General features: G+C 37.1%; 11 protein-coding genes. 2 read left to right on the forward strand and 9 right to left on the reverse strand.

Translation table 11 applies throughout. From position 1 onward, the window contains the following. Nucleotides 1–228: 228 nt before the first annotated feature. From IGK54_RS08165 to IGK54_RS08185, 5 genes are all read right to left on the reverse strand, one after another. The gene (locus IGK54_RS08165; RefSeq protein WP_002357140.1) at nucleotides 229–948 is read right to left on the reverse strand and encodes an MIP/aquaporin family protein; all 720 of its coding nucleotides are present in this window, start codon (nucleotides 946–948) and stop codon (nucleotides 229–231) included. A gap of 7 nt (nucleotides 949–955) precedes the next feature. Beyond that, nucleotides 956–2,785: a type 1 glycerol-3-phosphate oxidase gene (glpO, locus tag IGK54_RS08170; protein WP_142956967.1), complete on the reverse strand. Its 1,830-nt coding sequence runs from the start codon at nucleotides 2,783–2,785 to the stop codon at nucleotides 956–958. Nucleotides 2,786–2,805: 20 nt separating this feature from the next. Next, a complete protein-coding gene (gene glpK / locus IGK54_RS08175; RefSeq protein ID WP_142956968.1) occupies nucleotides 2,806–4,311 on the reverse strand; it encodes a glycerol kinase GlpK in 1,506 nt (501 codons plus the stop codon). Nucleotides 4,312–4,588: 277 nt separating this feature from the next. After that, nucleotides 4,589–6,055 carry a helix-turn-helix domain-containing protein gene (locus tag IGK54_RS08180; RefSeq protein WP_002397428.1) on the reverse strand — a complete coding sequence of 489 codons (1,467 nt, stop codon included), beginning with the start codon at nucleotides 6,053–6,055 and terminating at the stop codon, nucleotides 4,589–4,591. After that, a complete protein-coding gene (locus IGK54_RS08185) occupies nucleotides 6,045–7,379 on the reverse strand; it encodes an FAD-dependent oxidoreductase (RefSeq protein ID WP_086317965.1) in 1,335 nt (444 codons plus the stop codon). Before IGK54_RS08185 ends, IGK54_RS08180 begins: the two co-directional genes overlap by 11 nt. A gap of 179 nt (nucleotides 7,380–7,558) precedes the next feature. On the opposite strand from IGK54_RS08185, the gene IGK54_RS08190 reads away from it, so the two are divergent. Together IGK54_RS08190 and IGK54_RS08195 are read left to right on the forward strand one after the other, a co-directional pair. Continuing rightward, nucleotides 7,559–7,915, forward strand: a complete 357-nt coding sequence (locus IGK54_RS08190) for a hypothetical protein (RefSeq protein WP_002357135.1) — start codon at nucleotides 7,559–7,561, stop codon at nucleotides 7,913–7,915. 33 nt (nucleotides 7,916–7,948) lie between these two features. Then, nucleotides 7,949–8,110 carry a hypothetical protein gene (locus tag IGK54_RS08195; RefSeq protein ID WP_002357133.1) on the forward strand — a complete coding sequence of 54 codons (162 nt, stop codon included), beginning with the start codon at nucleotides 7,949–7,951 and terminating at the stop codon, nucleotides 8,108–8,110. Nucleotides 8,111–8,352: 242 nt separating this feature from the next. On the opposite strand, the gene IGK54_RS08200 is transcribed toward IGK54_RS08195, so the two are convergent. The 4 genes from IGK54_RS08200 to IGK54_RS08215 all read right to left on the reverse strand — a co-directional run bounded on the left by IGK54_RS08200 (nucleotide 8,353) and on the right by IGK54_RS08215 (nucleotide 13,142). Further along, on the reverse strand, nucleotides 8,353–8,793 hold the full coding sequence (locus IGK54_RS08200) for a hypothetical protein (RefSeq protein WP_002385841.1): 441 nt from the start codon (nucleotides 8,791–8,793) through the stop codon (nucleotides 8,353–8,355). Nucleotides 8,794–8,862: 69 nt separating this feature from the next. Continuing rightward, on the reverse strand, nucleotides 8,863–9,399 hold the full coding sequence (locus IGK54_RS08205) for a GNAT family N-acetyltransferase (RefSeq protein WP_002381760.1): 537 nt from the start codon (nucleotides 9,397–9,399) through the stop codon (nucleotides 8,863–8,865). Nucleotides 9,400–9,468: 69 nt separating this feature from the next. Then, nucleotides 9,469–12,174: a cation-translocating P-type ATPase gene (locus IGK54_RS08210; protein WP_002377094.1), complete on the reverse strand. Its 2,706-nt coding sequence runs from the start codon at nucleotides 12,172–12,174 to the stop codon at nucleotides 9,469–9,471. A gap of 317 nt (nucleotides 12,175–12,491) precedes the next feature. Continuing rightward, nucleotides 12,492–13,142 (reverse strand): YczE/YyaS/YitT family protein, encoded by a 651-nt coding sequence (locus tag IGK54_RS08215; protein ID WP_142956970.1) that lies wholly within the window; start codon nucleotides 13,140–13,142, stop codon nucleotides 12,492–12,494. Nucleotides 13,143–13,205 lie beyond the last annotated feature (63 nt).

Consider the following 13,205-nt stretch of genomic DNA (forward strand, 5'->3'; position numbering starts at 1 on the left):
TGTCCAGCTTAAAATTGACAAATAAGTATGAAATGTTACTCCCCCAATTACTTGTGCACTTTTATTGTATCATATAGGAAAATTGTTCTGTTCCGCATTTGGACAAATTGTCTAAATGTCTAAGGAAATCTTTTTTGGTTTAATATGTAGCAAAAAACACTTGCAAGAATTGATTACTTCTCACAAGCGTTTTTTATTGTCTAAAACAACTATTTACATTTCATTTTATTAAATAGTGAATAAATAAATTACTGCAGCTAATGAAGCCCCTAAGATAGGTCCCACAATTGGCACCCAAGAATAAGCCCAATCAGAATCACCTTTTGTTTTCACAGGAATAATTTGATGCGCTAAACGAGGTCCTAAATCACGTGCAGGGTTAATTGCATAACCTGTAGGTCCGCCTAATGATAGACCTAGTCCTAAGACCAAAATCCCAACAAGCATTGGGTTAATGCCAGCCGCTAAGTCGTTTTGAGAAAAGGCTAGTAAGCCAAAAACCAAGACAAATGTGCCGATAATTTCTGTTAAAACATTGGCTGGATAGTTACGGACAGCTGGACCAGTGGCGAAGGTTCCTAAAATAGCACCTTTGTCTTCTGTAATGTTCCAATGGGGTAAATAAGCTAACCAGACAACTAAACCACCAATAAAACCGCCTAGGACTTGAGCTACGATATAAGGTAAAACCATGCCCCATTCAAAGTTTCCAGTAATTGCCATCGCAACTGTTACAGCAGGATTTAAATGCGCTGGACTCATATACCCAGACATGTAAACAGCTAATGTAACAGCAGCGCCCCAACCTAAAGCAATAACGACCCAACCAGAAGCAAAGGCTTTGCTTTTCTTCAAGTTAACTGCGGCACAGACGCCATCCCCTAGTAAAACTAAAATCATCGTTCCGAAAAATTCACCGAATAATTGTGTCATCATCGAAGTTCCCATTTTTTCTTCACCCTACTTTCAAATTTTTTAAATCTGATTCTTCAATTACTTTTTCTAATGTTTCAATGTGTCGTGCTCTTTCTTCCGCTGTCCATTGATAATGCTGTGCCATTTCTTCAATGACTCCCGCTTTCACTTGGTCCAAACGATCACGCATAAATAATAAGTGGTTGGTCCGTCGCAATAAAAAGTCGACGGGTGTTAAAGCCATTTCTTCTTCCATCGCATAGTTTAAAGAGACAGTTTCTGTTAAGGTTAAACCAGGAATTACTTTGGCACCATCAATCATTTCAAAAACAGTTGGTACGTTGGAGCCATATAAATGAGCTAAGTATAGTGCATCCTTTTCACTTAACCCTTTAGACACGCCATGTTTTGCCAACGCTTCTAATTCTTCGTCTACCGTTGCAGGGTTCAATTTCCCACCTGAAACTGGATAGTTTTTAGAATCAATTAAGGTGAATTCTTTCTGGTATTCTTCTGCTAAGATGGTTTGAATCATTTTCATCGCACCTTCTGCCATTTTACGATAATCTGTTAATTTCCCACCAGCCAAAGTGAGCAAGCCATCCGCTGATCTTTCCAATGAGCTGCCTCGAGAGACAGCTGAAGGATTGACTTTATTTTCCACCAAACTGTCTTCCAGATGGTTTAGGACTTCTTCAATTTCTCGTTTATCTGTTTGATTTTTTTGGTATCTGTCAACGACATCAATGACTTCATCAATACTTTTATCTGAAAGTTTGCCATTGTTTCCCCCATTATAATCTGAGCCACCGTTAGCAGAAATTAAAGGTCGCAAGCCAGCCCAGCTGGCTTCAATATCATCAATTGTCAATTGTACCTCTGGATAACGATTATTGACTACTTCCAATAGGTAATCCACATCACTTTGTTCTACTGTTGGATGTTGAAAGTCTCCATGGTAATCTGTATCCGTCGTCCCAAAATATGTTTTTTCTTCTCTTGGAACAACGAAGACCATGCGGCCATCTTGTTTACCTGTATCAAAATACGTTGGTTGAGGAACATTTAAACGGCTTTTGTCGACAACTAAATGAACCCCTTTGGTTGGACGCATTTGTGGTGTAAATGAATCATTTTTGTTTAAGCCTCTTAATTTATCTGACCAAGGACCAGTAGTATTAATCACAACATCTGCGTGAATCTCAAACTGTTCGTCAGTTAGTAGGTCCTTTGCTTGAATACCAGTAATTTTACCTTCATCATTGTATAAAAAGCCCACCGCTTGAACCCGACTCACAGCATGTGCCCCGTCAGCTACTGCTTGTTTAATATTTTCAATAACTAAACGAGCATCATTATTTCGGTAATCTAAATAAACACCTCCACCTTGTAGACCTTCACTTTTTAGTTGTGGCTCACGTGCCAAAACCTCGTCTTTTGTTAACAAATAGTTGGCGTACTTGGTACCTGTTACATCAGCTAACTGATCATATAAATCCATTGCTATTTTGACAGAAAATAGATTAAATGTTGCATTTGGCTCATCATAAATCGGCAATAACATGGGATCCGCTTTAGGGATGTGTGGCGCAATGGATTGAACGACGGCTCGTTCTTTCACTGTATCCGCCACCACCTCCACGTCAAACGTTTTCAAATAGCGGATACCACCATGAACTAATTTGGTTGATCGTGAAGAGGTGCCCTCTGCGAAATCCTGCATTTCAATTAACCCTGTCTTCATTTTAGCGGCACTGGCTTGCAGAGCAACGCCTGCGCCAGTAATGCCACCACCAATAATTAAGACATCTAAGTGTTGTGTTTTTAAAGCGTCGATTGATTGTCGGCGTGTTTCTATTGAGAAAGTCATAGAAAATTCCCCTTTTCCATTTACTTATTTTTACGTTTAAATTGTTGGGTAGCTGCTACTGCTTGTTGCCAACCTTCATATAAATCTTCTCGTTCTTCTTCCGCCATAATTGGTTCAAATTGTTGTCCTTCTTCTTGGAATGCTTTGATTTCTTCTAAGTCTTTCCAGAAGCCAACCGCTAAGCCCGCCAAGAAAGCTGCGCCTAAGGCCGTTGTTTCTAAGTTATGGGCTCTTTGAACAGCAGTGTTTAAAATATCTGCTTGGAATTGCATCAAGAAATCATTGTTTGCTGCTCCACCGTCTACTTTTAAGACGGGAATATCTATGCCTGTATCTTCTTTCATCGTGCCAATAATGTCACGAACTTGATACGCAACTGCTTGAAGTGTCGCTTTGACAAAATCTTCTCTCGTGGTACCGCGTGTTAATCCAAAGACAGCCCCACGCGCTTGTGAATCCCAATATGGTGCGCCCAAACCAGTGAATGCCGGAACCACATAAACTTCATTGTGCCCTGTTGACGCTTTGGCTACTGCTTCAGATTCCGCAGCCGTTTGCAACATTTTTAAGCCATCTCGTAACCATTGAATCGCTGAACCAGCCACGAAGATACTTCCTTCCAAGGCATAATATACTTTGCCGTTAATGCCATAGCCAATAGTGGTAAGCAGATTATTTTTAGAAAGTTGAGGTTCTTCGCCAGTGTTCATGACAATAAATGAGCCTGTTCCATAGGTATTTTTAACCATCCCAGGTTCAAAGGCCATTTGACCAAATAAAGCGGCTTGTTGGTCACCAGCCATCCCAGCGATAGGAACTTCACTTCCGTAAAAATGGTAATTTTTTGTTAGTCCATACACTTCAGAGTTCGAAACGACTTTCGGTAACATCACTCGTGGGATATTTAAAAGATCCAAAATTTCTTGATCCCAATCTAAATCATGGATATTAAACAACATCGTCCGACTTGCATTTGAATAATCAGTGACATGAGTATCTCCCGTTAATTTCCAAACGAGCCAAGTGTCAATTGTTCCAAACATCAATTCTCCATTTTCTGCACGTTCTTGCGCACCTTCTACGTGATCTAAGATCCAACGAACCTTCGTTGCTGAGAAATAAGCATCAATGATTAACCCAGTTTTTTCATGAATCATTTCGCTGTAGCCATCTTCTTTTAGTTGATCAGCAATAGGTGTCGTTTGGCGTGATTGCCAAACAATTGCGTTATAAATTGGTAACCCAGTTGCTTTGTCCCAAACAACGGTTGTTTCCCGTTGGTTTGTAATCCCAATTCCGGCAATATCTGTAGGTTTCACTCCTGACTCAATTAAAGAACCTGCAATAACGGATTGAACAGAATTCCAAATTTCATTGGCATTATGTTCCACCCAACCTGCATTAGGGAAATATTGAGTAAATTCCTTTTGTGAACTACCAATTTTGTTTCCTTTTTTATCAAAAATAATTGCACGAGAACTAGTCGTTCCTTGATCAATCGCCATAATGTATTTTTCTTCTGCCATGATAATTCCTCCTAAACGTTTTTTGAAATCGTTTTCTTTATGTTCCTATCTTACAAATAAAAGAATAACTAAACATGTCAAAAACTTTTTTTATTTTAAAAAAATTGAAAGGATTTCTACTAAAACCAACAAAGACAACGCTTTCAATAATGCTTTTATTATCTCTAATTTTTCAATAAAAAGAAACATTTTTGTTTAAAAAAGCCTAATTTTCGACTTTTAGTTGTAAAAAGGCTGGTGCGAGGATCAGACAATTTCCGTCACACCAACCTTTTGTTTATTTCTCCCGCAAGGTGCGTATTTTCTTTTTTAATTGTTGCACATCATAGGTCGAACTTAATTCTGACAAAACATAGACTTCCGGTGTTCCTTGATAGCTCGTTTGCTGATAATTGGTCACAATTAAATCATATGTTTGTTCAGGCTGATACCTCTCCACCAGCGTGCCATTCATATTTTTAAGACTAAGCATTAATACTTGTGTTAACGCCGCTTGATAAAGAGCATCCATTGCTAAGTGAATTCCAATTTTTATTTCACCAATCATTTTAAATTCAATTAATGCCAACACGCTTAAATATTTGACCAGAGAAAGTTCATGCAAACTATCTCCTGGTTGATACGTTTCATCAAAACAAGCTAAAGCTTTTTCTAATAACGTTGTTGAAAAAGAAGCTAATTCCCGACTAGATAATTGCTGTTCTTTTTCCCAGATATGGGCCCGATCAAAAACTTCCAATTCTCCTTTAAAAAAATACAGTTTTCCATGAATTTGTGAAAAATAGTAAGCCATGGTTTTCTCAAGAGTAGGTTCAAATTTATGGGGCCGATAATACAAGACCACATTTTCCAAGATAAACGTATCAGCTAAAGAAACAGCGGAACGACGTCCCCGAATTAAGGAATATTCATCAAAAGCTGATTCTGGTAAGACCGACATTGTGATTAGAAAAACAAAATGAATCATGCTTTCTCCTTCATCTAATTCTAATGAATAGCGACTAGAAAAACGGAAAAACAATTGTCGAACTTGCTTAAATAACGGATCTTCTTTAAAATCAATCATTTTCTTTCTCAATTGTTGATATTTTTTTGAAGTGACCGCTAGGCGCTTTTTCGTAATACTCAACCAAAGGCTAACTTTTAACGCATTATGTTCATTAAAAGTAAAACCTAAGCCAGTCTCAATCCCTTCAATTATCCGTTTATTTAACGGCGACATCGTTTTTTTCTGGTGTATTTCATAGGGAGTAATATACCAATACAACTGAAAGTAAAAGTAACGAATCTGCAATTCTTCTCCCTGTAGTTGTCCATTTTTTATTTGCAAATCAAAGGCGGCTAACAATTGATTGAGTTCCTTAATCTTTCGAAATAAAGAAGACTCACTAATCATAAATTTAGTCGTTAATTGAACAATAGAAAACTCTTTATTACGATATAAATAATCTAAAAGTTGAAATTTAAGAGACTCTTTTACAAATGCTTCAATTAAATGATTCAACGAAAAAAAATCCGATAAGGTGATTGATAGCTGTTGGCCATCATAAGTAAGCTGACAATCCTGTCCAAAAGGTTTCAAAAAATAATGTAAATCCTCTAAGTCTTTTTCAAAGGAGGCTTTTGTGACCGCTAAAAATGCTGTTAAATCAGAGACTGAGCAGGTACCGCCTGCTAAGATGGTTTGTTGCACCGTTAATAATTGTCGCATCGCTTTCTTTTCCAATAACGTCTCAACTTTCATCGTTCTCTCTCCAATAAGCCGAAGCACCCATCAAATTTGTAATATCATAAATATTGGTTAAGGAAGGTTGATAAAAATAATCTTTTTGTAATAGGTCTGTCAGTGTCTGACCTGTTTGGATACTTAATGCTAACGTATTTATTTTTTCTAAACAATTGTTTTTTGAACAAAGCTGTGCCCCAAGGACCCGTTGTGTCACTTTATCATAGATTAATTTGCCTAAAATTTCTGTCCCATGTTGTAGAGGCGGCGCTGGCTGTCTAACAATTACGGAAGCAAGTGTTTGCGGAAAAAATAAACCTTCCGTTTCGGTTAGACCTGTACTAGCAAGGTAATAGTCCCCCACTTTTGTTCCCATTGTTCGCAAAGAGCCAATGAATCGGTGTGTTTTTTCTTCTAAATTATTGGCGACTACTAAGCCAGTTCGTACCGCATTGTTCACTAACGGAGCATAAAAAGTTTCCGCGACTGGTTCATTCATAACTGAAATGCAATCTCCGATGGCAAAAACATTCGGCACTGAAGTTTGTAAATAAGCATCCACTGCGATTGTCTGATCCAGATTCCGTTGAATTTTTTTATCTAAATAGGCTAATTGAGGATGTAAGTTTAAAGCAAAAATCCCACTGTCACAAGAAATTTTCTGTTCGCTTGTTTCAAGAACAATACCATTTGCTGTTTCTTCAATTCCTAGGACCGTTTCTTCAAAATGGAAAATTACTGCTTGTTTTTCCAAAGATTTTTGAACTTCTGCGACCATTTCTTTATCAAAATATTTAGGCAATAGATTTTCCAAGCTTTCAAAGACATGGACCGTTTTCTTCATTTTCACAAGAAAATCAATAGCTTCCATTCCAATGGGTCCTGCACCAATGACAGCTACTGTCTGGCTTTTTTCCAGTAATGGAACAGCCGCTAAAGCACCTGATAAAAATTTATATTTGAGTAATTTTTCTGTTTGACTACCACGAATTTGCGTGGAAAATTGGCTCGCGCCTGTCGCTAAAATCAATTTATCATAAGAATACCACTGTTGCTCTTCCTTTCGTGACCAAGCAATCAATTGGTTCTCAACATCCATTGCCACGACTTCTCTATTTAAAAGCAACTGAATCTTTTGACGACGTAATTCCTCTTCCGTTATGTAACGTGCTTCGTGTAATTCATTGATGGTATGATTAAAATACGCACTTAAGCCACCAGATAAATACCCCACTGTTGCTTGTTTATCAATTAAAGAAATTTCTGCTTGGGGATATTTTTTCCTTGAAGCAATTGCTGCGGAAATACCTGCGAATGATGCACCAATAATCACAATTTTCATTTGTTTCCTCCTCTGTCAGGACCTATTATACTTCTCTCAGTTTATCATGATTAAAAAGAATGCTAAAGCAACAACTATAGTTTTCCCTTAAAATAATTATTTTTGCTGAGCGCATTGCTTTTCAAGCACTTTCATTTTCATTTATAATAAATGTTACTACTGTTTGAGGAGGAGTTTTCATGTCTGCAACGAAAGAGCAATTGGAACTATTTTTATTTTATTTATCTGAAACCCATACAAAAAGTTTATCTTTACATGACTTAGTTACAAGTCGACCACGCCCAGAGGAAGCGCGTATTTTATTAAATATTAACGAGGTTTTCACTTACTACCATAGCGCTCGTGTTCTCTACACAAGTGTTCCTGCTCTTGAAAACAACAAGTCTGAGCCTTTTTTCCAAGCCTTCGAAAATTTTTATTTTGAATTAAAACAACATTTTTTCAATGAAGAAGATGAAACCAATCAATTGAATGAACGTCTAGAGGAAATGAAAATTGCCTTTGAACAATTGACGGATGACTACAATGTTCTATAATAGAAGAGAACAATTCGTTGAGAAGGGGTCCTTATGAAGCAAGAAGAAGTGATTGAACGTTTAAAAGAAGAACTAAATTTGCCATTTTTTAATGGTACGTTAGAAGAAAAGAACTATTCTGAAGCAGATTATCAACAAATCAAGAAAGAGTTAATTCAATACTTTGATGATTATGTGCGAAATGTTGAAAATTAACGAGCTAAAACAACCTTTGATTTTAATAAAATCAAAGGTTGTTTTATTATTAAATAAAAAAAATAACAAAAAAAACCACCGGCAGTTTTGCCGATGGAAAAGGAGTATTTACTCAATAAGAGTAAAATGAAAAATAAAAAGGTTGTTGTTGGTATGAATTAATAATACAATACACTTTCTCTTTTGTCCATAAAAAAGACATGAAAAAAATATTAAATTCGTTAGTTATTTTTATTAGTTTTTTATTTTTTCAAAAGAATGTTGCTCATCCGCGTAATGGCAAAGGTTAATTCATCCGTTGCTTGATCCTGCTTTTCCTCTGAAGCATTAAATAAATCTGCATCAATACCTGTTTCTGGATCTGTTGCTAAAATCATTTCATTGCATCCTGCTACATATTCTGTATAAGCATGTTGAAATTTTTTGTGAATGCCAAGTACTTGTGGCGTCGGTTTTAATGTTCCGACTTTTTTGAGCATTAATTCATATTTTTCAGTACCTTCTTTAAATTTTGCTTGAATTTCTGCAATTCGTTCGGCTGTTAAATCATTCACTTTATTCTTATCGATCGCTTGACGAACTTCTTCGTAATATGGATTCATGACTTCGCCAATGTCTTCTGTTGTTTTAACGATATCATTAATTGTTTGAACGTAAAATCCTAAATTTGGTCTCATAACCATCCCTCTTTTCCCTTTTCTCTTTCACTCCATTTTACACTTTTTCTATTCCATCTGACAAGTGGCACTTTTTCAGTCTTCATTCTTTTGATTTTTAACAGAGAAAACATAGTGAGGCATCGTTTTGCCACGGTATGTTTTAATGTATCGATCCCTAACAAGCATCTGGTTTCGAATAGCGACATTCATAGAGGCTAAGTTCGTATCACGAATCGTTGAAATAACTTCTGGAAAATTTAATACATCGAATGCGTATTGCTTTGTCGCTGCGGCAGCTTCAATCGCATACCCTTTGTGCCATTCTTTCACACATAAATGATAACCAATTTCTGGATAGCTCTTACCTTTTACTAATTGATTGGTGAGACCACACTCGCCGATGACTTCGCCTGTTCGTTTCTTCTCTAACGCCCATAAGCCGTAGCCGTATTCTTGATAGGACTGTAAGTTCCACTTTAGCCAGTTTGCAACCTCTTCATCAGAAAAAGCGTGTTCATAGGCATACATCACATTTTCATCTTGCAAAAATTTTTTCAATTCCGCTTCATCTTCCGACTGCCATTCTCTGACAATAAGTCGTTGTGTTTCGAAAATAATTTTCCGTTTCAAGCCCTTTCACTCCTTACATAAAGAAAAATTGACTGGTTTAAGTACCAGCCAATTTTCTTTTCTTATTTATTAAGCACCTTTACCTGCTTTACGTTGGAAGAACTTCACAATTTCCACAATTGGGATGATAGCAAAAGAAGTACCTGCTACAATTGCCCATTGATATGCATCTAAATGTGTAACGCTGAATAAATCATTAAATCCTGGAATAACAATCGTTGCAGCTAATAGCAAGAACGAAACAAGAATCCCATAGTTAAATGATTTGTTGCGGAATAAGCCAACTTTGAAAATTGATTGATAAATCGACTTCACATTAAAGGCATGGAACAATTGAATTAATCCCAAAGTAGCAAAGGCCATGGTTAAAGCATCGCCGTGTTGTAAATCATACAACGCTTGCGCCGATAAGTTTGTGTTAGCTGCGGTATGTGCTGGGAACATAATTGACATTTTATACACAATCAAAGTCAATGCCCCTTGCGTAATCCCTTGATAAACAACACTGCTTAAAACGCCGCCAGAGAAGAAGTTCGATTTTTTACCACGAGGTTCATGGCTCATCACATCACGTTCTGCTGGTTCCACACCTAACGCAATCGCTGGGAAAGTATCTGTTACTAAGTTAATCCACAATAAGTGAACAGGTAACAAGGTATCCCAATTGAGCATTGTTGCAATAAACAAGGTTAATACTTCCCCTAAGTTAGCTGAAAGTAAATATTGAATCGTTTTTTGGATATTTGAGAAGACTTTACGTCCTTCTTCTACCGCTACAATAATTGTTGAAAAGTTATCATCGGCAAGTACCATATCTGAAGCACCTTTTGATACTTCTGTTCCGGTAATTCCCATACCAATCCCGATGTCAGCAGCTTTTAAGGCTGGGGCATCATTTACGCCATCACCAGTCATAGCAACCACTTTTCCTTCTTGTTGCCACGCTTTAACAATCCGAACCTTGTGTTCTGGTGAAACACGAGCATAGACAGAGTAGTGTCCCACGACTTGTGCGAATTTTTCATCTGACAATTCATTTAATTCAGCGCCTGTAATGACTGCATCGTCGTCACCTTCTTTGATGATGCCTAAACGTGCCGCAATTGCTTCTGCTGTATCACGGTGGTCACCCGTAATCATAATTGGACGAATACCCGCTTCTTTCGCGACTTTTACAGCATCTGCAGCTTCTTTTCTTTCTGGGTCAATCATACCGACTAAACCAGCAAATGTTAAATCTTTTTCCACAAGTTCAGAACTCATTTCGGCTGGAATCGTCTCAACATATTTATAAGCCATTCCTAAAACACGTAGGGCTTGTTTCGCTAATGAGGTGTTTGTTTTCAAAATTTCTTGACGTTTTGTTTCATCTAATGGACTTGTTTCTCCATTTGATAAGATTTCCGTACAACGTTTCAATAATTCATCTGGTGCACCTTTGACAGAAACTAGGAAGCCACCTGTTTTTAATTCATGAACAGTAGTCATTAATTTACGATCAGAGTCAAAAGGAATCTCTGCCACACGAGGTTCAGCTGCTACTTTTTCGGTTACGTTAAACGCATGATCTAAACCAAATTGTACTAAGGCAGTTTCTGTTGGGTCACCAATTAATGAACCATCTTGAGCGATTTTTGTATCATTCGTAAAGTTCATGATTTTTAAAGCCATATTATCAGCAGGTATTTCTGTGGAAGCAGATAAAACTTGACCATCTGTATACAACGCTTCAACGGTCATTTGATTTAAGGTTAACGTACCTGTTTTATCTGAACAGATAATGTCTGTACTTCCTAATGTTTCAACGGCTGGTAACTTACGGACAATCGCATTTTTCTTGGCCATTTTTTGGGTACCTAAAGCCAAAATAATCGTGACAATCGCTGGTAATCCTTCTGGAATTGCCGCTACAGCTAACGAAATTGACGTTAATAACATGTCAATCCATGAACGACCATTCATCATTCCTACCACAAACATCACCGCTGCAATGACTAAAATGGCAATTGTTAACATTTTACCCAATTGGTTTAAGTTTTGTTTTAAAGGCGTTTCCGTTTCTTGTTCGCTTGCTAGCATGCCAGCAATTTTACCGACTTCTGTATTCATTCCTGTGCCAACCACAACGCCAAGGCCACGTCCATACGTCACATTACTATTGGAATAAGCCATATTGATTCGGTCACCGATACCAATATCGGTTCCCTCTAAGATGGTTACTTCTTTTTCAACTGGAACAGATTCACCGGTTAACGCTGCTTCTTCAATTTTTAAGCTATTCGCTTCCAATAAACGTAAATCAGCTGGAACGACATCCCCTGCTTCTAATAAAACAATGTCACCTGGCACTAATTCATCACTTTTAACAGTAATGACGTGTCCATCACGGCGAACATTCGCATTTGGTGAAGACATTTCTTTTAATGCTTCAATGGCTTGTTCCGCTTTGGCTTCTTGGATGACCCCAAAGATGGCGTTCAAGATAACAACCACTAAGATGATAATCGAGTCTACCACATCATGGGAAAAGACGGCTGAAATGACCGCTGCCGCTAATAAAACAATAATCATAAAATCTTTGAATTGCTCAAAGAATTTCACGGCAAGTGATTTTTTCTTCCCTTCATCTAGCACATTTTCCCCGTACGTTTCTAAACGCTTTTGAGCCTCCTGTGCACTTAATCCATCAGTTGTTGTGTTCATTTTCTCCAAAACAACTGTGTCGTCTTGTGCGTAAAACGCTTCAGACAATTGTGTTTTCTTTTCTTCTGACATGTTCTTCCTCCTCTATTTTTTGCAGCATCCTTCAAGTACTATTTTACATTTCATCAAAAATAAATGAAAAAAAATAGACTTGTGTATGCTACTTCGTCGAACATACATAAGTCTCACCGTTTAAGACAACACCAGAAATTGCTTTCGGAGTTGGTGATGTTGTCACAGCATAAATACTGTCAGTTACTCCCTCATGAAAAAACTATTTAACATTGATTGGAGAACCAATGTTATGAATAATTACTTAATTAGTATACCGTTTTCCATTCTTTTTTTCAAATAAAAGTTCTGCTCATTTGAAAAAAACTGAAATCCTTTCATTCGGATTCCAGTTTCTTGATTTGTATTCGTAAAATACGTTGTTGCCCCCGCTTTCTCGACCAACTAATAACCCAAGAAAGTAAGAAAAGACTAATCACAGTTCCCTCACGAACAAAAATCGGCAAATGATAACTAATGGACAATCCTAGTGCTAAACTGACACAAAAAATATCAACTAAATAACGATAAACCTGAAAACTATAGCGCGTTCTTTCAGAAATAAGTGTACAAAATTTTTCAATGGGAAATTGCAAAACACCTAGCGCAACTACCTGTCCTGTCCCGATTCCTGCTATGATTGTCCCTAAAATAAATAGAACAATTTTAACTAAATAATTTTGAAAAACAAGCGAACCAAATAATTGATACAAGAAAAAATTAATGACAAAACCAAAGCCAATTAACGCCACCAAAATAATCAAATAGTCCTGAATTTTACGCTGCTGATCTAACAACCAACACGTGCCTAAAAAAGCTAAATTGATAGCTGTGGTAACCGTCCCGACTTTTAAATGAGTAAGTGTTGCAAAGGTCACATTAAATGCATTAAAACTACTAACTCCAATGCCTGCTTGAATTGTCAAACTGATGCCCAATGCACTAATTAAATAAAAAAGAAACGATAGCACAATTTTTTTCTTCCACATTATAAAAACTCCTCTACTCTTGATACGTCTATTATGTGCTACAATAGAAGAAACGAATAGGAG

The organism is Enterococcus sp. DIV2384, from assembly GCF_050534975.1.
Taxonomy (GTDB): domain Bacteria; phylum Bacillota; class Bacilli; order Lactobacillales; family Enterococcaceae; genus Enterococcus; species Enterococcus faecalis.

Bases quoted from the DNA above. Each gene is read 5' to 3' on its own strand.
- IGK54_RS08165 (WP_002357140.1), bottom strand. From the start codon at position 948: ATGGGAACTTCGATGATGACACAATTATTCGGTGAATTTTTCGGAACG.
- glpO (WP_142956967.1), bottom strand. From the start codon at position 2,785: ATGACTTTCTCAATAGAAACACGCCGACAATCAATCGACGCTTTAAAA.
- glpK (WP_142956968.1), bottom strand. From the start codon at position 4,311: ATGGCAGAAGAAAAATACATTATGGCGATTGATCAAGGAACGACTAGT.
- IGK54_RS08180 (WP_002397428.1), bottom strand. From the start codon at position 6,055: ATGAAAGTTGAGACGTTATTGGAAAAGAAAGCGATGCGACAATTATTA.
- IGK54_RS08185 (WP_086317965.1), bottom strand. From the start codon at position 7,379: ATGAAAATTGTGATTATTGGTGCATCATTCGCAGGTATTTCCGCAGCA.
- IGK54_RS08190 (WP_002357135.1), top strand. From the start codon at position 7,559: ATGTCTGCAACGAAAGAGCAATTGGAACTATTTTTATTTTATTTATCT.
- IGK54_RS08195 (WP_002357133.1), top strand. From the start codon at position 7,949: ATGAAGCAAGAAGAAGTGATTGAACGTTTAAAAGAAGAACTAAATTTG.
- IGK54_RS08200 (WP_002385841.1), bottom strand. From the start codon at position 8,793: ATGGTTATGAGACCAAATTTAGGATTTTACGTTCAAACAATTAATGAT.
- IGK54_RS08210 (WP_002377094.1), bottom strand. From the start codon at position 12,174: ATGTCAGAAGAAAAGAAAACACAATTGTCTGAAGCGTTTTACGCACAA.
- IGK54_RS08215 (WP_142956970.1), bottom strand. From the start codon at position 13,142: ATGTGGAAGAAAAAAATTGTGCTATCGTTTCTTTTTTATTTAATTAGT.